The following is a 23,502-nucleotide window of genomic DNA, read 5'->3' on the forward strand; positions in this document are numbered from 1 at the left end:
CTAATGATTCGCCCTCTGTATTTGATTCTCTTCAATTAACGCAGCGATCGCCTCGGCCGGCGGACCTTCCATACGGTACAGCATTCTGCAAAAGGTTCGTACCGCTTCCATCGCGCGCAGATCGGACAACATCCGGTAATGGCTGTCCGATCCGGCCGTCATAACCGACATGCGGGGCAGCCATTCTTCCCACGCCTTCCAGTAAGGGATAGCGTCAGCCGGTCCTGTCCCGTTGTCATCCAGGCAAAAATAAGGCTCCAGCTCTCCATAGAACGACCCGCCCCGGCAGCGGAAATAATAACAGGACGGTTCTTCCGGTGCATCCAGTGGCGCAATAACGTACCGGTCAAGCCCGTAAGCCTCCTGAACCCGAATGCTTTGTTTCAGCCGCTCGCGCCACGCTGCTTCGGACCCGTTCAACCCCCGTGCACCGGCCATCTCTAGCAACTGCTCCAGGAACAACTCCGGATCTTCGTGCAAATAAGCACGGGCCTCGTCCTGATGGATAAGACGGCCCGCCCATGATTTGGGCTCCGGTGATAACGCGGATAAGAGTGCCGAGTTCACCGCCTGCAGCGCAATCGTTTTTCTATAGAATGTCTCGTCTTGAAGCGCTTCCCGGTAAGGGGTGTGCAAATAAGAATCGAGCATGACGATTGTCTGAACGCCCTCTCCAAGCTCTTGAAGCTGCCGGGCAACTTCGTAAGCGATGCGCCCGCCAAGCGAGAAACCTCCGAGGTCATACGGACCTTTCGGCTGAACAGACATGATGATATGGACATAGTACGCCGCCATCGCTTGAATGCCGTGCAGCGGCTTGCGGCTGGACATCCAGCCCCGGGCCTGGATGCCGTACATCGGACGCTCGGCTTCTTGAGCGATCGGCTTGTAACCGCTGACGATGGCGCTTCCTCCGTGAATCCAAAACACAGGACGTCCGGAAGTGCGGTGATTAAGCGCAATCAGCTCGGGAAATAAGGGCCGTGGGCTGGCGGCTTGGCCGGCGGCTTCAGAGCGCTCAGGCAGCTTAATTGGGGCTGCCTGAGCAGTTGCATGCACTTCTTCTATAGGCTCATATACGGGCAACGTGACAATAGGGAAATGTTCCGCAGGGACCGCGGCCGCCTCTGCGTTCACGGCGGAAGCCAGCCATACCGAAAGCTCCCGCAGGCTCGCGTGCGCATGGATATCCTCCAGGGTAACCGGGACGCCGAACCGGTTATGAAGGTCCCGGACCCATTCGACCCCCGATATGGAGTCCAGCCCAAATTGGGTGAACGGCTCCTCCGCGTCCACATCCCCCGGCAACATGTCGAGAACGCCGGCCAAGCTTACCGCCAGCTCTTCCCTCAGCTTCTCCGCAGTTGCGGTTCCCGCTACAGCGCGGGAATGGCCTTCATCTGCAATGCCCGGCAGCAAGGCTTCGGATAAAGGGCGAAGCGTAATGCCGCCCGGCTTCGCGGATGCCAGGGGAGACACTGCGGGCTCCGCTTCCGGTGATAACCGCTGCACCTGGTGACCAGCCACAGCGTTGTCAGAGTAAGAGCGGGCAGCGGACAGCTCCCCGTTCAGCTCTTCAAGCACATTGCCGTGAAATTGCCGCAGCAAATCAAGCGCCTCGGCCTTAGCCAGACGATGCTGTTTCATCTCATTCAACACATATTGCAGGAATTCAGCCATAGGTCCTCCTTTGACGGATCACGTCTCTTATATTCGATTGGATCTCATCGGCCGCACGGTCGATGCTGATGGAATCGTCCATGATCCGATCCAGCAGCTTGCCATAGAAGCTGCTGTCAAATACATCGCTGCTCAAGCCGCTTGCAGCTGTTGACGCCAGCATACCGGGGGTCCCGGTTCCTGCCGTCATGAGCTCCGCGGCTGCCGGTTCATCCTTATGCGGGACCGGGATCGCAAGCGGCTCCGCCGGCGGCTGTTCCGCCTGAGGCTTTTCTGCCAGTGGCTGACCTTGGCTGCTTCCCCCTCCGCCCTCCGTAAACCAATACCGTTCTCTGGCGAACGGATAGGTCGGCAGGCTGATGCGCTGCGGATGCGGGCCGTCGTAGAGCTGTGACCAATGGAGCTGCATGCCTTTGGTCCACAAGCTCAGCAGCTTGTCGAACTTGCGCTGCCGCATCCACTTGCTCAGAACCTCCTGCATTTCATCGTCGGAGCTGAGTGCGGCGATTGTGTCTTTGTTCTCCTTAACCCGTCCCCGGTATAGACCCGGTGCCTCCGAAACACCGTTGCCGAGAAGCTGCAGCACTGCGCCTAATTCTTCAAGTGTTCCGGCAACGCAGGCAGCTCTTTCTTCCATCGCTTCCCGCCCCGTCTGGAGCGTATAAGCGATCCGGCTCAAGTCTGATTCTTTATACCGTCCTTCCTGAATGGCAGACGCAAGCTGCTGCGCGATCAGCTTAAGCTGATCCCCGCTTCTGGCCGACAGCACAATGAGGCACGGCCTGGATGCATCCGTTCTCTGCTGCGGCACGGTGTACGGATTCGGCATATATTCCTCCACGACAAGATGCGCATTGGCGCCTCCCGCCCCAAACGAAGAGATGCCGGCCCGGCGCGGATATTCCCGCCGGGTGCCGTCAATGGTAAGGACAGGCCGGTTCCAATCGGCAAGCTCCTGCTGGACGACGAACGGCGTGTTACCGAACTCGATGCCCGGATTCAGCGTTGTTGCGTGCAGAGAAGGGACGAGCTGCCGGTGGCGGAGCATAAGCAGCACTTTGGTCAGCCCGGCGATGCCGGCTGCGCTCTCAGAGTGCCCGATGTTGGACTTCACCGATCCTAAAGAGCAGAATTGCTTATCTTGCGTATCCCGTTCAAACGCCCGGGTCAATCCGGTGATCTCAATCGGATCGCCAAGCGCGGTTCCAGTCCCGTGAGCCTCTATGCAGCTAATCGTTCTGGCATGGACATTGGCCCGTTTGAGCGCATCTGTAACGACCTCATACTGGGCCAGCGGGTTCGGGACCGTATAACCGTTCGTCCGTCCTCCCGCATTGAGCATGCTTCCTTTAATAACGCCATAGATGTGGTCGCCGTCCCGCACCGCTTTGTCCAGCGGCTTAAGCACAATGGCGCCTACGCCTTCCCCATCAACGAAGCCGTCCGCTCCGGCACCGAACGACCTGCATTGATCCCCGGAGGACAGCATGTTCATGGCCGACAGCCTTAAATAATGGTTCGGAGACTGAATCAAATTGACACCGCCGGCGATTGCACATTCGCTTGTGCCGTTGTTCAGGCTGTCAATGGCCAGATGAATCGCCGTTAACGAGGAGGAACAGGCCGTATCGACCGCCATGCTCGGGCCACGGAAATTGAACAAATAGGAGATGCGGTTCGCGATGGACCAATAACTGGCACCTGTCGGATAATTCCCGTTCATCGCCCCGACATATACGCCTACCTTGCCGCTGGCGCATAGCGTAGCAGGCGTATAGCCCGCATCTTCTATGCTTGCATAAGCGGTTTCGAGGAATAGCCGTTCTTGAGGGTCCATCTGTTTCGCTTCTTTCGGCGAGATGCCGAAGAACAGCGGATCGAACCGGTCGGACCCTTCAATGAATCCGCCCCATTTGCTGTACATCGTCCCTCTTTTGCCGCGCTGCGCTTCATAATAATCCGCCCAGTCCCAGCGATCCTTGGAAATTTCGGTAATGCCGTGTCTTCCCGCCTTCAGCTGCGCCCAGAATTCACGGATGTTTCCGGCACCCGGATAACGTCCCGACAGCCCAACGATAGCGATATCGGCTGACGCCGTTACGGCGGCGGATGTCCGGGCAGTATTCTGCGGAATCGAAGCAAACCGGCTGCCCGGCCGCGGATTTCCGGCTGCGCCTGCAAGGGCCGGCTCCGGCTGTGGCCCTTGGATACCGCCGTCATTAGGCCGTGCCCCGCCGGTCCCGGATTCATCCGGTCCGAGCAGCACCGCGAGCGTCTCCTGATGGGCCGTCAAGAAATATCCGGCAAGCTCTTCGACTGTCTGATATTCGAAGAACACCGTGCTGTTCACGCTGCTGAACTCTTCACTTAACGCATTCGTAAGCTGCACAACCAGAATGGAGTCGATTCCGTAGTTTTCGAACCGCTCCCTCGGATCGAGCTGTCCGGTTGGCATTTTGAGCACCTCCGCTATGCGCCGGCGCAAATACGCAATTGTCTTCTCCCTCAGCGTGCCTGCGTAACGCTCTCCTGCCCCTGCCTTCACCGGCTGGACGGGCAGAACGCTAACCCGATTCTCCTTGTCCGCCGCCTCGCTTTTCTCTTGAACGGGCTTCACCTGCTGCCGTACCGCGCCATCGCTTTCCGCCATAATAATCTGCTGGCCCCATGCGTGGACAGGCTCAGCAGGAAAATGGACCGAACGGAATCCTTCGTCTTCAAGCACGTTCAGCCACATCCCCGGCGATAAACCGGGTGAGCCCGGTATACGAAGCCGGGCGTCTTCATACCGCCACCACCCATCGAGCAGCCCGAAGGTCAGATGCGTAAACATGGATTGTCCGTGCAGCTCGTTCAGCAGCAGCAGGCCGTTCTTTTTGAGTACGGCTTTGGCGTTGCGCAGCGTGTGGCGAATGTTCTTCGTAGCGTGAAGTACGTTAGCCGCAATGGCGATATCGTATTCGCCCGGAAGAATCTGCTGGCCGGATAGCGGTGACTCGACATTGAATAGCTGATAAGTCAGGAATGGATGGTCCGGTCCATATGTCTCCTTGGCATGGATCAGGAAGGCTTGGGAGATATCGGTATAGCCATATTCCTGAATGTTGTCCGCATATGCCTTCAGCTTGCGCAGGACGCCGGCACTCGTGCCGCCGGTTCCCGCCCCGATCTCCAGAATGCGAATGCGGGCGGACGGATCTAGCTGAATCCGCTGCTTCACATAAGCGGCAACGATATCGCCGAGCACTTCATTGAAAGTGTCCGCCACCGGATTATGCTTATAGACGCCTTCTACGAGCTCCATGGATGAATTCGGAAACATAATATCCGTTGCCGGAAGCTTGCCCGATAAAATATCCGGAAGTGCACGCAGCGCCGTCTCCGCGAGCGCAATCTGCGCCGCCATTCCGCCGAAGGCGAGCCATTCCTTCTTTTTGCGGTCCCAGTCGGACCACAGCGCCTCCATCCTGACATTGGCTGGATACAGCCCCTTGCCGGCACTGTCTTGCTGCACACCCTTTCGCTCTCTAAGCAGCGCAATGCTCGCATCAAGCCATCTTGAATACCGGCCATGTACGCCGTTTCCCTGCACGAAACCGGTATTATCCGCTGCCCGCCTGAACATGCCGGACGCAAGCAGCTGCCCTTCGAGCATCCGGCAGAGCTGCGACTCCATGTCCTGAAGCGCCGCATATCCTTCTCCGGTAAGTCCTGCCGTCGCAGCCTCCGGGTCAGGGAGGACGCGGGCAAGCTGCTCCGCCGATTGAACGCTATTGTCCGGATGCAGGAATAGCTGTTCGTCCTGCGAAATGCCCTCGATCGTAAGGCCCCCAGTGGTCTTGAGCAGAGCCAGCTGATTCAGCGGGCCGGACAGAAGTCCGCCGAGCGCCTCCATCGCCTCCTCCGGCTCAATGGAGCCTATCCCCATCTGTGCCATGCGTTCCTGATAAGCATCGGAAGCAACGACACCAACCCCGCCCCAGTAACCCCAGTTCATCGTTTTGACCGGGTAAAGCGAGCGGGCGGCAAGCTGATGCGCATAAGCATCCATGAATGTGCATCCGGCGGCGTAATTGCTTTGACCCGCCGATTTCATGAAGGCATTCATGGACGAGAAGAACAGAACGAAATCGGGCGTTTCCCCGGCGAGCAGCTCCGCCATATTGACGCTTGTATCGACCTTGGCCGCAAGCGCGGACCGAAAACGGGCTTCGTCCATGTTCGCAAGGCTTTGGTCCGCCAGCACGATGGCCGAGTGAACAACACCGTCAATGCGGCTGAACCGTTTCTTCGCCGCGTCGTAGGCAAGCTGCAGGGAGCTGCGGTCGGATGCGTCCCCGGAAATATAGACAGGTGCTTCACCGAAGGCACCCAGCCGGTCAAGCTTCACCTGGATCAATTCATCCTTCTCGCGGCGTCCGATCCAGACGATATGCGCCTGCCAGGTGCGGATCATATATTCGCTCCATACCTCGCCGATGCCGCCGGCTCCGCCGATCACCACGTAGACGCCACCTTTTCTGTACAAAATCCGTTCCGGGGTATTATTGTTACTCCCGTTGACCGGAATGAGCTTCTGGCGGAACCACTCGCCGCTTCGGTAAGCCCAGGCGTTGCCCTGCCGGTCTGCGGGCAGCGACAATAGCTCCTGAAGCGGCCACTGACCGCCGGACTCCAGATCGATTAGCCGTACGCTCCAGTTCGGATATTCTTTGGCGAGCGAGCCGATCAGCCCATGCACGCCTGCGTGTGCCGCATCGGCCTCTTCTCTCCGGCCTACGCTCTGCGTGTGTCCGGTAATGACCGTCCAGCCGGTCTTGCTGCCTCCTCCGCCTGCAAGCAGTACGGCCTTGATCAGCTTGAACAGCTGGAAGACGCCGGCTTGCTGCGCGCGGGTCAGTGAAACACCGGGCAGCGAGCCGTCGGCAGCATCCGGCGCAATCCAAACGATATGCTCCGGCATCCCTCCGTCCGCAAGCCGCCGGGCGATCTCTTCGATCGTATCCTCCGGCTGGAACCTAAGTGATTGCGCGTGTGGAAGCAGCTGTTCCAAAGCCGAACTGTTCTTAGGACCGGCATCGCCGACAATCGTTATGCGGCTGTCAGGCTTCGGCCACTCCTGAACCCGTTCGACAGGCACGGTGTCCCATACGGGGTGTAACGTCATAAGAGCGGAATGAGTCTGTCTATCCGCTGCCGCCGTTGCCATAATACTCTGCTCCGTCCGTACAGCGGTTACGGCATAGCCATCCATCCCCCTTACCGAATAGCCCTTCAGACTTGCAATAACACCACCCTGCTCATTGCACAGGTCAATGTCCATCTTCCGTACTTTGCCGCTGGCCGTGTCGCCCCCGCTCCAACGGACATAAGCCCATACGACGGAGGAGTAACGGCCGTAAACGGTCAACTCCTCAAGTGTAAACGGAAGCATCGGCTTCAAGCCGGCGTCCTCCTGCCCGATGCCGTCCATCAGACCGATCGCAGCTTGGAACGCCGCGTCCGTCAAGCTCGGATGCAGAATGAACCGGTCCGCCGAAGGGATGGCCGATGCAGGAAGAACCAGCTTCGCAAGCGCGCGCCCGTCACCCGCATACACGCAATCAACAGCCCTGTGGGCTGCGCCGTACTCAATCCCCATCCTTTGGAACGCCGAATAACAATCATCGGCCGTCAGAACGCGAATGCCGCACTTTGCGCGCAGGGACGCCAATTCCAGTGCAGGAGCAATTTCACTGCCGCTCCATTCCGCACGTCCTTGGCTATAGATGTTATCCCCGCTTGCTCCTGCATTGCCGCCGTAGATCTCGAATGCGATGTCCCCGCTCTCCTGCGGGCGCAGCCCGATATGAACGTTCGACGTCCCTTCGCTGATTGTGCAAGGTCTCACCCAGACCACCTCCTTCAGCCGAAGGCCCACCGGAATGCCTTCACTCCTGCCGCTGGCTTGGGCCGCAGCATAAATGGCCATCTCCAGCTGCGCCGCGCCGGGCAGCACCTTCTGCCCCCTGACGACATGATCGGCAAAGAAAAACTCGGTTCCCGTAAAGGCCGAGCTGTAACGCTGCTCCGAGAAGTCGGATGTATTGGCGTACAGCAGCGGATGCAGCAGCTCACCGGCAGGAGCAGCAGACCCGCTTCCCTCGCCTGCGGAGCCGGTATGACCGCCTCCCGCATCCGCCCCCGGCTTCGGAGACCAGTACCGGTTCTTGGCGAACGGGTATAGAGGGAGGGCAATCCGCCGAGGCTTCCGTCCCTGGTACATGCTGCTCCAATCGACCGAAAGCCCTTGCACCCACCAGTCGAGCAGCTTCGTATACTTTCTTTTGGCAAGCCATGCATCGACCGTGTGCTGCAAATCCTCATCTGCCGTTAAGACGGCCGCTGCGCCGTCATTAATTCTTCCCCGGCCGTAGAACAGATCCCCGGTCGTACGGTCTCCTCGCAGGTAAGCGGCCAGCTTGCTCTCAACCTCGCCTATGCTGTCTGCCAGAAGCGCGAGCCGTTCCTCCATCGCCTCCCGGCCGGTCTGCAGCGTATGGGCTATACTGGCCAAGTCGGCATCGGTGAACGCTTCTTCACGAACTGCATCCAGCAGCGCCTGCGCAAGCGCACGCAGCCGTTCCTCGTTCTTGGCGGACAGCACGATCACCGCAGGCAGCGGATAAGCCGCCGCGGGATCCGCACCCGCCTCTGCGGCAGGAATATATTCCTCTACCAGCAAATGCGCATTGGAACCCCCGGCCCCGAAGGACGATATACCCGCCCTGCGCGGGTATTCCCGCACCGAGCCGGACTCACGCAGGACCGGCCTCTTCCATTCCGCCAGCTCCCGCTGCACGACGAATGGCGTTGAGGAGAAATCGATGTTCGGATTGAGCACGGAGGCATGCAGGGACGGCGCCAGCTGCCCATGCTTCAGCTGCAGCAGCACCTTCGTCAAGCCGGCAATCCCGGCCGCGCTTTCGCAATGGCCGATATTGGACTTGGCCGAGCCGATGGCGCAAAATGCCTTATCATCCGTATATGCCGAGAACGCGCCCGACAAGCCAGCGATTTCTATGGGATCGCCGAGCGATGTCCCGGTACCGTGAGCCTCGATGTAACTGACCGTTCTCGGGTCGAAACCCGCCCTGCTCAGCGCCTGCTTGATCACTTCAGCCTGGGCATTGGGATTCGGAACCGAGTACCCGTTCGTTTTGCCGCCGTGATTGATTGCACTTGCTTTGATCACGCCGTAAATCCGGTCCCCGTCCGCAACCGCTTCGGACAACGGCTTGAGCAGCACCGCGCCGACGCCCTCCCCGGGCACGTAGCCGTCGCCGCCTTCGCCGAAGCTTTCGCAGCGGCCCTTGCTCGACACGAATTTCCCCTGCGCAAGCATCAGATATTTGTTCGGATGAAGCGACAGGTTGACGCCTCCGGCAACGGCTACGCCGCACTCCCCTTGCTGGATGCTTTGGCAGGCCAGATGAATGGCGGTCAAAGACGAAGAGCACATCGTATCGACGGCTATGCTGGGCCCCTGGAAGTTATACCAATAGGACACCCGGTTCGCAATCGAAGACGGGCTGCCGGCGTAAGCGATTCTTCTGCCCGAAAGCTGCTCCTGCGCCCCGTACAGCTGGTACTCCTCATACATGACGCCGGCATAAATACCCACCGGAATCCGGCGGTTCAGCTTCCGGTTGAACGCAACCGATTCCCTCGTATAACCAGCGTCCTCCAGTGTATGGTAGACGCATTGCAGAAACAGCCGCTCCTGGGGATCCATTACTTCTGCCTCCAGGGGCGAAATCTGGAAGAACAACGGATCGAACTGATCCATCCCGTCCAGGAAACCTCCCCATTTGCTGTAAGTGGTGCCCAGCTTGTTCTTATCTTCGTTGAAATAAAGGGAGTGATCCCATCTTTCCGGCGGGATCTCCGTAATGCAATCCCGTCCCTGCTGCAAATTGCGCCAGTATTCCGCCACATCCGGCGCTCCCGGGTAACGTCCCGCTATGCCGATAACGGCAATATCGATTGGACCGCCCTGCCCGTGCTGCCTTAATGACGGGGAAGGGGTGCCTGAAGCCGCCAACGCCGGTGAAACCCGGGAACGGGGCTGCCTCCCTGTAGAAGGCCGGATAAGCCCGGTCACCGGAGGTGCTGTCTTGGCAGCAGCTCTGTTATCGTCCGCAGGTGGTCTGCCGGAGCCCAGAAGCTCCTTCAGTTTGGCTTGATGCGCCCTGAGGAAATAGTCCGTTAAGGCAGCAAGGTTCTGGTATTCAAAAAATAACGTTTTGGACAAGGGGCCAAACACTTTCTCCAGTTCTCCGGTCAGATCCATCACCATAATCGAATCGATCCCGTACTTCTCCAGCGGGACATGCTCGTCGATCCGGTGGGACGGCAGCTTGATCGCAGACGAGAGCAGCTTTTTAAAATATTGGACCGCCTGCTCCCGGAATGCGGCCGGCAAGTCGGCAGGCGCGGAGGAAACCCCTTCCGCATGCACTTCAGGAGCCTCCAGTGGTTCAGCTTCCCTTGGAGTAGGCATACGTTCCGCTAAATGCTCTGCCAGCTGGCGAATGGTCGGATATTCAAGCAGTTCGACTGGCGTTACCTTGAACCCGACGGCCTCGCCTATGCTCACTGCGGCAGTTTGCATCTGATGCGCATCGAAGCCGAATTCGTCCCAATCGGTATCGATATGAATCTCGCTGCCGGGGACGGTGAGCAACCCGGATACGGCACGGACTGCGGCAGCGAGAATCTTCTGCTTCGTATCGCCATCCGTATTCCGCTTCACAGGAGCTGGTGCCGGGGACGGGATAGCCCCAACCTTTGAGCTAGCCGCCAGCTTGTGCAAGGCGCTCCGCAATTGTGCCGGCTTGCCTTGGACGACCATGACCTGGCTTCGCTCTGAAGCGAAGGCGCGATAAAAGGCGGAGAAGCCGCTGTCCGTCTGAAGCGGCACGAAGCCGAACGTATCCTGGAGCCTCTTCACCGTGCTTTCGCTCACGCTCATCCCGCCGTCCTTCCAAAGCGGCCAATTGATGGACAGCGTGCGGCCTTGGCGCTGCCCGGCTGCCGCCAGCTCGCTGCGGTATGCAGCGAATGCATCCATATAGGCATTGGCTGCCGCATAATCGGCTTGACCGGCGTTCCCCCTGCTGCCCGCAGTGGACGAAAACAGCACAAAAAAGTCTAGCTCGAGATGGCGGGTCGCCTCATCCAGATAGGCTAAACCGGTTACTTTAGGAGCCAGTACGTCCGCAAGCTCCTGTATGCCCTTATTCACGATCAAGCTGTCACGCACGATTCCCGCACTGTGGATAATACCGTGCAATTTGCCAAAGCGTTCCCCGATATCCCGTATAAGGCCGAACATGGCCTGCCTGTCGTTCATATCGGCCTGCCGGTATTCTGCCCGGACGCCTGCGGCGCGAAGCTGCCGGAGCTGCTCCTCCTTATCCGCATCGAGCGGAGACCGTCCGGTCAGAACAAGCGTTGCCTGCTTGGCCTGCCGGCCTGCCTCCCTGGCGAATAGCCGGCCGAGGCCGCCTGTGCCGCCTGTAATTAAGTACACTCCATTCTCTCTCCACGGCTCAGCCGCAAGCCCGCCGGATGCTTCAAGCTCATCCCAGCGCAATACATAGCGGATGCCGTTCTGATAGCGGATTCTCGTGTCCTGCGGGCTTCCGCCGTCGTTCTGCAGCTGAATGGCGAAGTCCGGAGCACTGCTTCCGGCTCCGGCTTCCGCTTCGATCAGCTGAACGGCAAGCTTCGGATGCTCCAGGGCGGCCGTCTGCAGCATTCCTGCCAATCCAGACAGCAGCCGCTCTTCGCCCTTGCCGGAGATGATGAGCTGCACCAGAGCCGAGCCGATGGAAGAATCGTTCGCAACGGCTTGCAGCTCGTTCAGTGCCAGCGCTGCGTACCGGCCGAAACGCAGACAGGTTTCTTCCTCCGCAGCAACCAGATTGCAAATGCGCCAGCGGCGGCTAAGCGGCCTGCCGTTCCAGCAAGCATCCAGGCTGTCTGCCAGCTCTTGCTGCCCGCACAGCATGACGAGATGAAGATCGAACGGTGCCGTTCTGCTGCCTTGATCGGATTGGCCCGCTGTTTGCCCTTCCCAGACGGGCTCAAGCAGCAGCGTTTCCATTGAATCTTCTTCCGCCGGGTGATCCAAAGCACGAACGGAGAAACCTCTGATCTTCACGCATACGGCTCCTTGTTCATCGCATAGGTCGGCATCAAGCTTCCGAACGCCGCCGTACACCTCTCCTTCACCTGAGCGGATGTACACCCACATCGACGAAAGGCATGGACTGATCACCTCCACGTTCTCCACGGCAAAGGGGAGAAGCGGGCGAAGGGGCGCCCGACTTTCTTCCCCGATCAGCAGCCCGAGCGACGCCTGTAAAGCGGAATCCAGCATGCCCGGATGCAGAACGAAGGCATCGCCCGTTCCCCATACCATTTCGGGAAGCTTCAGCCTGGCAAGCACCTGTCCCTTGCCGATATACATTTCTTCCAATCCCCGGTGGGCCGGGCCATACCGGATTCCCATCGCTTCGAACCGATCATAGCTTTCGGAGGCAGTTATCCGCGCTGTACCACATTGCGAGCGGATCGCATGCAAATCGATCACGCTCCGCGCTTCGGATGAAGCCTCCAGCATCAGCCGGCCTTGGCTGTGTACGGCCGCAATGTCCCCGGATTCGGCTGAGGAGCCGGTGATCTCGAAGGATACGCTGCCGTCCTCTTCCGGATACAGCGTGATATGAACGTGAACAGGCTCTTCCCCTGCGGCGAGAGGACGGGACCACGAGACATGCTGAAGCCGGATTCCTGCCGTTCCGGCCCGAAGCGATTGCTGTGCGGCAGCATCTGCCGACTTCTCCAATGCGGCCCGGGCCATTTCGAGATAGGCCGATCCCGGCAGGAGCCGCTGGCCGCTGACGACATGATCCCTGAAGAAAAACTCGTCCCCCGTGAACACGGAGGTGAATTTCTGCCCGGCAAGATCGGACGTATTGTGCTGCAGCAAAGGATGACCCGGCGCTGCCGGACCAAAGCCTTCCGCCAAGCGTGTGCTCAAGACAGGCTTGATGTCAGGAATAGCAAACCTTTCCCGGGCAAAAGGATGTGTCGGCAATCCCGCCAGCCGCTTGGCGGCCGTTTGGCGGTACTGGAGGACAGCCTGTCCCACATCGGTTCCGCCAACCCACAGCTCCGCCAATTTTTTGTATTTCCCGCCCGTCAGCAATTGCTGCAGGAATTGTCTGCCTTCCGCCGTGTCGGCGAGATCAGTGCCTTCCTTCTTGCCGGCCACTCCGGCATAGCAGCCCGTTGCCGGTGCCGGTGCAAGCCGCTGCTCCACGGCCAGATCCTCCAATTGCTGCGTAAGCTTGGCTACGCTGCCGGTTACGGCCGCAAGCCGGTATTCCATCGGGGTTCTGGCTGCTTGATACGTATACAGGAAGCTCCCGATGTCCACGTCAGTGTGTGAACGTAAATACGCATGCACAGACCGGGCGTACTCCCGCAAGCTTGCCTCGCTGGCCGCAGAGAGCATGAACAAGCCTTGTTCCACGGCAGCCGGCCTGTCATACGCCAACGGCACGGCTGCTTCATGCGCCTCAACGACGAGATGCGCGTTCGTGCCGCTGAAGCCGAACGAGCTTACCGCAGCGAGCCGCGACGATTTCGCGTTTAGCGGCCATTCCTGCAGACATGTGTTCACGTAGAAAGGACTGCCTGCGAAATCGATATGCTCATTCTCTTTGCGGAAGTGGATCGAAGGCGGCATCTGCATATGCTTGAAGCTAAGCAGCACTTTTATTAAGCTAAGCACGCCTGCGGCGGCGGTCGTATGCCCGATATTGCCTTTCAGCGAGCCGATGGCACAATACTGTTTGTTCGATGTAAATTTGCCGAACGCATGGCTCAGCGCGTGAATTTCAACCGGGTCGCCCAGCTTCGTAGCCGTTCCGTGCGCTTCCGTATATTGAATATCCTCCACGTTGATTCCATACCGCTCATACACCGATTGCTGCAGCTTGCTCTGGGAGAGGAAGCTCGGCGCCGTAATGCCTGAAGTTTGACCGTCCTGGTTGGTGCCGCTCCCGCGAATAATCCCATAGATCGAATCGTTGTCGCGCAGGGCGTCCTCAAGCCTTTTTAGAATGACGATGCCTGCGCCGTCACCGACGACGATGCCATCCGCATCGTTATCGAACGGGCGGCACATTCCCGTAGGAGACAGCATGCCGGCATTGTTCATGAACAGAAAGGCACCGGGATGGGTATAGATCGTTATTCCGCCGGCAATGGCCAGATCGATAGCGCCATTCCGCAGCTTCTCACAAGCAAGGTCGATGGCGACCAGGGAAGAAGAGCATGCCGTGTTGACCGCAAGCGCCGGACCTTTGAGATCCAGGCAATACGCAATGCGGGCCGCCATAATACTCGTGTCGGTGCCCAGCATAGTATGGTGGGAGTAATCCTGCGCGGAGGGATACCCCATCGAGCCTATGAACGTGCCGACCTGTCCGCCCTGGCGGGCATATCCGGCATCTTCCAGCGCCCGGTAGCATTCCTGCAGAACGATGCGCTGCGCCGCATCCATCGCTTCCGCTTCTTTGGGCGATATATTGAAGAACAGCGGATCGAAGTGCTCGATACCGTCCATAGCGCCATACCGGAGGGGCACAGGCGAGGAGGAATGCGCTTGGATGTAAGCGATCCACTCCGGATTGTCCATCATCCGGGTGCAGTCCTTTCCTTGCGAAACGATCTCCCAGAACTCGTCTTGATTAGCAGCCCCGGCGGTCCGGCACGACAGCCCGATGACGGCGATCCGGCCGGAGACGGACCCTGCAGGGTCCGCCTCCGGCGGCCGGGATACACTCCCCTGTTGCTGCGATTGCTGCACCTTCTCCTCGCGGGAAGGTACACCGGCAGGCATTCCGGCCGGTCCGGGAACCGGAACGAAGTCCACCGCGGGACCCGTTATTTTTGCCGCGTATTCTGATGGCACCTTCGTTACCGGCCCGGCGGACGGCAGAGCACCGCTTGCGTGCAGCTGCCCGGCGACATAAACGGCCAACGCTTCGAAATGATGGCATTCGACGAGAATGCTGGTCGGGAGTGACAAATCGAAGCGGACGTTGATTGCTTCCAGCAATTCGACCAAATTAACGGACGAGATGCCAAGCTCCTTCAGCGATTCCGCCTCCAGCAATTCTTCCCGGTCCAAACCAAGGACCTGCCCGAATACGAGCACCAAGCTTTCTCTAACCACATCCAGCCTTTCTTCAAGTGAATCCGGCCTATTCCCAGAAATCATAAGATTGCTCCCTTCAACGGTCTCTCCTGCTGCGTTATAGACGTCGGCGGATAGCTCTTCTGCCCGAGATGCTTCATTTCGTTCAGCGCTTCCGCGTACGGGGTTTTGTGCGCGATTCTGATTTCGTTGAACGATTTCAGCTCCGCTTCGGTCATCGCCGTCTCCTTGCAGAGCTTGAACAGGCAGTAGCTGGTCCAGCCCCGCTCGAGCGAGATGGCGTTATTGGCGTAGCTGCGCAGCGAATCACGCGCGACCGGAACTAATCCTTCCGTGTTCCGCTCGCAATCCGGATCGTACAAATAATTGGCGACCCGGGACGAAACGTCGATAATCTCCTCGATAGCCAGGCCGCAGTGCGCCATCACGCCGGCCCATTCCGCCGCAGTCGCAATCGCAATGCCAATGTCCGCATCAACGATCGGCCCGCGCAGATTCGCGATGAAATCCATCAGCAGCACTTGGCCGTCTTCCGCCAAGGAAGCGGCAATATTCGCGAACAAGGCGGTTTTGTCCGGGATGTGGCAGCACACCTCAATCCCGATGACGAGATCGTAGCAGTCAGGGAAGCGGTCAACCGCGCTGTCCCGGTGATAAATTGCTGCACGGGAGCTTAGATTCAGCCCTTCAATCCGTTTGTTGCCCAGCTCCGCCTGTCCCTTCGAAATGGTATACCCGTGCGCCTGGATATCTGGATACAGCGAAGCGATTTGAATGACATCGGTACCATGGCCGCAGCCGATATCCAGTACGGAGCGGACACGGCGGAAATCCGCTTTATAGAACAATACCTGCCGCAGTTCGATCTGTTTATCCTTGACAAGGGCTGCTTCATCCGGATACCGCTCCGGATTCAGCAGCACCCTGCTCATCGAGAAGCCGGGAATCCGCGATTCGAACGGGCAAAACGTTAAATATTCCTCCTGAAATTCCGCCGAGCGGTCGACGGTGTTGAACGAGTACAGCTCCGCCGCCTTATTGCCGCCGTCCGGCCCCGAAGGAGGCAGGCTTACAGCCGTATGCTGAACGGATACGTTACGGTTCTCTTGCGGCCAACATTTTCTTCTTCTGAAAGGATACCCCGGAGCTGAAACGATTCTGGCGCTTCCGGCTTCGTACAGTTCTGCCCACGGAACCTGCATCCCCCCGGCCCAAAGCGAGGCGAGCTGTAGAAGGTCGTGCTCCCTCACCGCCTTACCGGCTGTCCCGGCAGTGGCGGATGCAGGCGTCTGATGTCCGTGAGTTCCCGAACTTCCGCCATAGATGGCAAGCCCGCCGGGAAGCGTTGCGGCCGTTCCTTCGATATAAGCGCTTAAGCCCTGCACCAACGCTTCTTTCGATGGTGTCACAATCGCAAGACGACATTTCATCGCCTCTCTGCCCACGCTCAGCGTATAAGCCAGGTCGCGCAAAGCGATGTCAGCCGAACGGCCGCTGTCCATATAATCAGCTAATTGCCGGGCCGCCGCCTGCAGGCGTTCATCGTTCTGCGCAGACAAAATAACGGCATAAGCCGCCGGTGAAGGGCACTCCCCCTGCGGCTCTGTTAATGAAGGAATATATTCTTCAATCACGGCATGCGCGTTCGTCCCGCTAATTCCGGTCGTGGATACCGCTCCAAGTCTGGCCTGGCCTGGCCGGGATGTCCATTCCCGCACTTCCTGCGCAATATAAAACGGGCTTTCCTTGAATGAAATCAGCTCGCTCAGCGATTCAAAGCCGGACACCGGCACAATCGTCTTCCGGTGTAGTGCCGTCACCATTGCGATTAGACTGACAACCCCCGAAGCGGCGAAGGTATGACCGATCAGCGGCTTGACGGAACCGACAGCGCAGTGGCCTTTTACATCGCTAAGCTTCCGGAATGCAGACGAAAGAGCCTCCATTTCGATCGAGTCTCCGATCTTCGCGCCAACGCTGTGTGCCATCAGAAACCCGATTTGTTCGGGACGTATGCCGCTGCGTTCATAAATCTGCTTAATCAGCTGCTCCTGGCTTAACGGGTTCGGAGCGGAAATGCCATTCGTCCGGCCGTCATAATTGACACCGCTTGCTTTGATCGTGCCGTAGATGCGGTCGTTATCCGCGATTGCCTTCGACAGCGGCTTGAGGACGACAACTGCCGCCGCCTCGCCCGGAACGAGTCCGTTGGCCCGGCCGTCAAATACGCTGCACGTACCGTCCGGCGACAGCATGTTCGCTTTGCCGAGTCCGGCATACATGCGGGGCGATACGGTTAGGCTGACGCCTCCCGCCACCGCCATGTTGCAGTCCCCGCTCCGCAGCGCCAGGCAGGCTTGATGCACTGCTACCAGGCCGGAGGAGCAAGAAGCCGTCAACGTGAAATTCGGCCCTTTCAAATCCAGCTTGTATGCGATCCGTGCCGACAAGGTTGCATTCTGATTGGAGCTGATCTGCCCTTCCCCTCCGGTGACATCAGCATATTGGCTCTCTTCCGCTCCCACATATACACCGCAGAGCTTCCCTCTGATCCGTTCGCCCATGTAGCCCGCATCTTCCAGAGCATGCCAGGCTTCTTCGAGGAACAGCCGCTGCTGAGGGTCCATCAGCTCCGCCTCTTTGGGTGAGATCTCGAAGAACAAAGGATCGAACCGGTCAATATCCGGGATGAACCCTCCCCATCGGGACACGCTGGTTCCCGGCTCCTTGCGGGGATCGCCGCTATATTTCCTCCAATCCCATCGTTCGGACGGTATTTCCGAAATGGCGCTTGTTTCCGTCACAAGATTGCTCCAGAAGGTGTCAATGTCGGATGCGCCGGGGAACCTCCCGCTCATGCCGATGATTGCAACCGGCTCCGGAATACCGGCAGTTGAAGCGCCCTTCGGCACCTGCGCCGCCGGCTGCGGCGAACCGGACGATTCGGATACCAGGGCAGATTTCTGTTCACCGGAAACCTCACCGGACACCTTGTTGACAACAGGTTCCAGACTTGCCTGCACATCCGCTTCTTCAGCGCGCAGGTAATAGGACCGGACAGCATTCTCATGGCCCGTAAGCAAATATTCTTTTAGCTTCTCAATCGTCGGATAGGCGTAAAATAACGAAGGCCCGAAGTCGATTTCATACTGCTTGGCCAGCAGCCTGGCGAACTGCGTGAGCGAGATGGAATCGAAGCCATAGTCTACGAGATTCTCCCCGGAATCCAGCTTGTTCAGCGGAATGCTGAGCAGGCTGCCGATATGATTCTTCAGATCACGCTCCATGTACTCCTCCAGTCGGAGAGGACCCTGCGCATACTCCGCTGAGCTCCCTGAGCGGACGAAAGATGCAGGCACGAAGTCCGCTGAAGAGGTACCGGTGCCCAGAAAGCGCCCGATTCTTCTGCTGTCCCCGGCAAGTACCAGATAGCGGCCGCCGGCCCTAGAGATGAGATCACTGAATACAGCAAGCCCTTCTTCCGCTTCAAGATACCGCTGTCCGCTCGCTTTCAGATACATGCCGCTCTGCTCTTCCTCCGAGAAGCCCATGCCCCCGTCTCTCCATAGAGGCCAGCCAACGGCAGCCGTATGGCCGCGCCGCAGCCCCTGCTTCCGCAGGGCGTTCCGGTAATCCGCATAAGCCATCTGGAACCGGTTGGCGGCGGCATAGTCACAGGAACCGAAGTCACCCAGTACGGCAGAGGTTGAAGAGAACAGACAGAAGAAGTCAAGCGGCTCCTCCAGCAGCAGCTCGTCCAGGATAGCCGTTCCCTCCGTCTTCGGAAGAAGCACCTGCCGGAATTCCTCCGCACTCTTCTCCATAACGCTGCGGTTCACCTGGATACCCGCAGCGTGAATAACTCCGTTAATCGGGCCGAACCGTGCTTTGGCCCGGGCGATTCCCTCCTGCATACGCGGAAGATTGCATAGGTCTGCCTGCACGTATTCGACACTGCTGCCCAGTGCCTCCAGTGTCCCGAGCTTCTTCTTAATTGTGTCATCCACAGCCGAACGTCCGGTTAGAATAAGCTGAACCCCGTGCGTCCTGGCGGCGTGCTCGGCGAACAGATAACCAAGTCCCCCGCAGCCGCCTGTAATTAAATAGGTGCCCCCCTTCTTCCATACCGGCTGAACACAGACATGATCTGTTGCCCTGCGTACTGTGCAGACGTTACGCTTACCTTCAACATACAGCACATTCCGTACGCTGGAAGAGCGCAGCTCTGCGCCTATTTGCTCCAGCCAATCCTTCATGCCCGCGTCCTGCCCGTGTAATCCGGCCTCCGCCAGCCATACCCCCATAGACGTATCGGGAAGCACATTCCCAAGCGAGCGCTGTATCCCGATCCACGATTCGGCATAGCAGCGCTCAAGCCCGTTCGCAAAGGCAGCCGCAGCTATTAATTTCCGGACCTCGAACTTCGTAGAGGCAAGTGCCTGAATGGTATGAACAAGTGCAGACGGATCTTGAATATGCTGCGGATTTTCGAGCGGCCACATGTAGAGCAGCGCATCAGCGTTACCATACTTGACGGCTATGTCACGGAAAGCATCAGCCAAGGAGGCGCTATCGTCTCCCCGGGCCCTGTACGTATCCTCAAGCCGCTCGCCGCCGTCTGGTTGTTCGCTCACGAAGACGATGCGTGCAGTAGGTGAGCTAAGCCTCACCGCATTGGATAGAATCTGCTGACTCCGGCGGTCCGACAGGAAGCACACAACCGTTTCAAGCTGAACTTGCCCGGCAGCAGGCATTTCTGCCCCGGTCTCTTCCTCCCAGATTTCCTCAAAGATCATGGGTTCGTCTTGCTCCTGCGGCGCCGGGTGACGATTCGGCCTTTCGGCCTGACTGTTCTTCGGGAGTACCAGCTGCGCACCGGCTGTGTCCATGGCAGGTGCCGCAGGGAAGGGACTTCCCTCCATCCAATACCGTTCTCTGGCAAAAGGATAGGTCGGCAGCGATATGCGCCGCGGCTTAGCCGGCAGACCATCATACAGCCCGCTCCAATCCAGACGAAAGCCCTTGACCCATAGGTCGAGGAGCTTGGCGAATTTGCCGTGCCGAATCCATTTGTCCACGGTTTCCTGCATATCCTCATCCGCCGTCAGCGCCGCCAGCACTTCCTGGTTCGCTTTCACATGACCGTGGTGCAGCTCTGGCTGATAGCCGTCCCCGCGCAGATATTCGTGAAGCCGCAGGTGCAGGTCGGCCATTGATAACGCTGTGAACGCTAACCGTTCCTCCATCTCCTCGCGTCCGACCTGCAGCGTATAGGCGATGTCCGCAAGATCGGCATCAGAATAGCCATTCGTTTCGGCCGCCGCTAGCAGACGCTGGACTCTCCCCTTCAGGCGGTCCCCGTTTCTCGCTGACAGCACAATCAGGAACGGACGGCCTGGTGCAGCCGCTGCGGGTCTTTCGCTCCGAACCTCCGGAACAAATTCTTCAACGATCAGATGGGCATTCGCTCCGCCTGCTCCGAAGGAGGAAATGCCCGCACGGCGCGGAAATTCCCTGCGGATGCCGCCGAGCTCCACAGTCGGCCTTTGCCATTCCCCAAGCTCCTGCTGAACGAAGAACGGAGTCTCGCCGAATGTAATATCCGGATTGGTCTCCTGCGCATGCAGAGTAGGCGCAATCTTGCGGTGCTTCAGTTGAAGCAGCACCTTAGCCAGCCCTGCCATGCCCGAAGCGCTTTCCGTATGGCCGATGTTGGACTTCACAGAGCCTATAGCGCAAAACTGCTTGTCGGACGTTTCCCGTTCGTACGCTTTGGTAAGACCGGAAATTTCGATCGGATCGCCGAGCGCCGTCCCCGTGCCATGCGCCTCCACATACGTAACGGTTCGGGCCGGAACGCCTGAGCGCCGCAGCGCTTCTGAGACCGCCCCGCGCTGAGCATCCGGGCTGGGAACCGTGTAGCCGTTCGTCCGCCCGCCTGCGTTCAAGGCGCTTCCCTTCAGAACGCCATAGATATGATCGCCGTCTGCAAGGGCGGCCTCCAGCGGTTTAAGCACGACTGTGCACACGGTCTCGCCATCGACGAAGCCGTCCGCTCCCGCACCGAACGCCCTGCAGGTATCGCCAGGGGAGAGCATGGTTGCAGCCGACAGCTTCAGATAATGGACCGGGTCCGCGATCAGGTTAACACCGCCGACGACGGCGCATTCGCTCATCCCGCTGTAGAGGCTCTCCAGCGCCAGATGCACAGCCGTCAAGGAAGACGAACAGGCTGTATCGACCGCCATGCTTGGCCCCTGAAAGTTCAGCAGGTATGAGACCCGGTTGGCAATCGACCAGTAGCTGGCCCCTGTCGGATAGCTGCCATTCATCACCCCGGCGAATACGCCGACCTTCCGGCTGGTGCTAAGATTCGCAGGCGTATAGCCCGCATCCTCTACGGAAGCGTAAGCAGATTCAAGAAACAGCCGCTCCTGAGGATCCATCTGGGCGGCTTCCTTCGGCGATATGCGGAAAAACATCGGATCAAAAGCGTCGATATCCTCAAGAAAGCCTCCCCACCGGGTATACATCGATCCGCTCTTGCCTTTCTCTTCGTTATAATAACTTCGCCAATCCCACCGCTGCGGCGGAATCTCAGAGATACAGCTTCTTCCCTGCTTCACGTTCTCCCAGAATTCGTTCACCCCGCCGGCCATCGGGAACCGGCCGGATAAACCGATAACCGCGACGTCCTGCACGTACGATGGCTTGGATTCCGAATTTGATACCGGCCTCGGTATCGATTCCGGCTCCGTTGCCGTCCTGGAAACAAACCGGCGCTTGGTCATCAAGGATGCCGTAGGTGGACGAAGCGGCGCGGAATGCACAGAAGGCGCGGAACCGGCTCCCGGACCGGCCGCAGAAGCTTCCGGTAATCCGGCTGCCACCGCAATGCCGTTCTCCATGCCGACCAGCTTCCGCAATCCGTCCTCCTGTGTCAGAATGAAATGCTCGACCAGCGAATCAATCGTCCTGTGCTCGAAAAACAAGGTTGAGCTGACCGAAGGTAACACTCCGCGCAGCGAATCCGTCAGCTGAACGACCAGAATCGAGTCGATGCCGTAGCTTTCGAACGGTTCTGAGGCGTCGATCCGGTGATCCGGCAGTCTAAGCACGTCCCCGATCAGCCGTTTGAAATAGCTGCGGCTTCGCGCGCGCAGCTCCTCCTCAGGCACACGGGTATCCGCAGCCTCCGCAGCAGCCGCAGGTTGGTTCCTTTGGAAGCTAACGGCTTCAACTTTTGCTGCCGCATGAATCGCCTTTACTTCCTTATGAACCTTTGGACTGCCGTCCGGCTGGGCCTGGAGACGTTGCCTTGCGATCCCGTCACTGTGCGCCGCAATAATCTGCTGCCCCTTGTCATGGGCGGCACCGGCCGGGAAGATGATCCGCCCGAACCCTTCCCCGGCGAGAACAGCCTGCCACGTATCTGGAGCAAGCCCCGGACAACCCGGCGCGCGCAGCGCAGCATCTTCATACGCCCACCAGCCTTCCAGCAGACCGAAGGTGATATGGGTGAACAAATCGCTGCGCGTGATTTCGTTCAGCAGCAGAATGCCCCCGCTCCGCAGCAGCGCCTTCGCATTGCGCAGCGCCGTGCGGATATCTCTGGTCGCATGCAGAGCATTCGCCGCGATGACGACATCGTAGACGCCGGCCGCATACCCCTGCTCCTGAATGCCGTTCTCGGCATTAAAGATGCCATAAGCCAGATAAGGATAACGCGGGCCGTATTCCTTCTCTGCATGCTGAAGAAACGCCCGTGAGAGATCCGTATAGGCGTACTCCTGGATCCGGTCCCGGTAAGGCTCCAGCTTGCGCAGCACCCCGCTGCTCGTTCCGCCGGTCCCTGCGCCGATCTCCAGAATGCGGATCTTTGCGGACGGATTGTGCCTGATACGCTGCTCCACATAGGCGACAGCCGTGCCGGCCAATACGCCGTTGAAGTAATCGGCATGGGGATTGTTCTTATATATTCCTTCGACCAGATGCATGGAGGAATTCGGGAACATGACATCTGTGGCCGGCCGCTGCCCGGTTAGAATATCAGGCAGCGCGCGCAGCATCGTCTCCGCCAGGATAACCTGTGCTTCTAACCCTTCGGTGTCCAGCCATTCCTGCCTGCGGCCGCTCCACTCCTGCCAGAGTGCAGCCGTCTCCTCCTCAGGCAATTCATTCAGCGGATCGGACACTCCAGCGTGCTCCGCAAGCAGTTGTACACTTGCTTCCAGCCACTTACCGAACATCGCCTGCCGCTCCAGCCTGCCGTTAGCAAGGGGGGCAGCGGTTGTACGAAGCTGCTTGAGCAGCAGCCGTGCTATCAGCTGTTCCAGCTCACGGGCCGCCGGGCTGCTCAGCGCTTTCGCCTGCCGGGTCTGCCCTTCCTGGATATCATCCGCCATATGATGGAATATGCCGGCGCCCGGTGAAGCATCACCTTGTGCGGAATAGACCGAGGCTGCCTGCCGGACATCGATCATCTCCATAGTCCCGGGGTTCGCCGTCCGGACCAGTGCCATCTGATTCACCGGACCGGCCAGCAG

3 protein-coding genes (1 of these 3 cut by a window edge) are annotated in these 23,502 nt (G+C 58.9%); all 3 read right to left on the bottom strand.

The annotated features are described in order from the left end of the window. Tightly spaced (each overlapping or abutting the next), the 3 genes in view from NYE33_RS27840 to NYE33_RS27850 form a layout consistent with a single transcriptional unit that may run on beyond the window. On the bottom strand, nt 1–1,680 hold the full coding sequence (locus NYE33_RS27840; protein WP_340946752.1) for a thioesterase domain-containing protein: 1,680 nt from the start codon (nt 1,678–1,680) through the stop codon (nt 1–3). Then, complete coding sequence (locus tag NYE33_RS27845; RefSeq protein WP_341068468.1) at nt 1,673–15,019, bottom strand: SDR family NAD(P)-dependent oxidoreductase; 13,347 nt, start codon at nt 15,017–15,019, stop codon at nt 1,673–1,675. Before NYE33_RS27845 ends, NYE33_RS27840 begins: the two co-directional genes overlap by 8 nt. Beyond that, nucleotides 15,016–23,502, bottom strand: the end of a protein-coding gene (locus NYE33_RS27850) for an SDR family NAD(P)-dependent oxidoreductase (protein WP_341068470.1). Its footprint extends 9,882 nt past the window's final position; only the last 8,487 of its 18,369 coding nucleotides appear in the window; the start codon falls outside the window, past its right edge — the gene reads right to left on this strand; its stop codon occupies nt 15,016–15,018. Before NYE33_RS27850 ends, NYE33_RS27845 begins: the two co-directional genes overlap by 4 nt.

Origin of the sequence: Paenibacillus sp. FSL R10-2199, assembly GCF_038000235.1 — a bacterium.
Classification (GTDB): Bacteria; Bacillota; Bacilli; order Paenibacillales; family Paenibacillaceae; genus Paenibacillus_AQ; species Paenibacillus_AQ phytohabitans.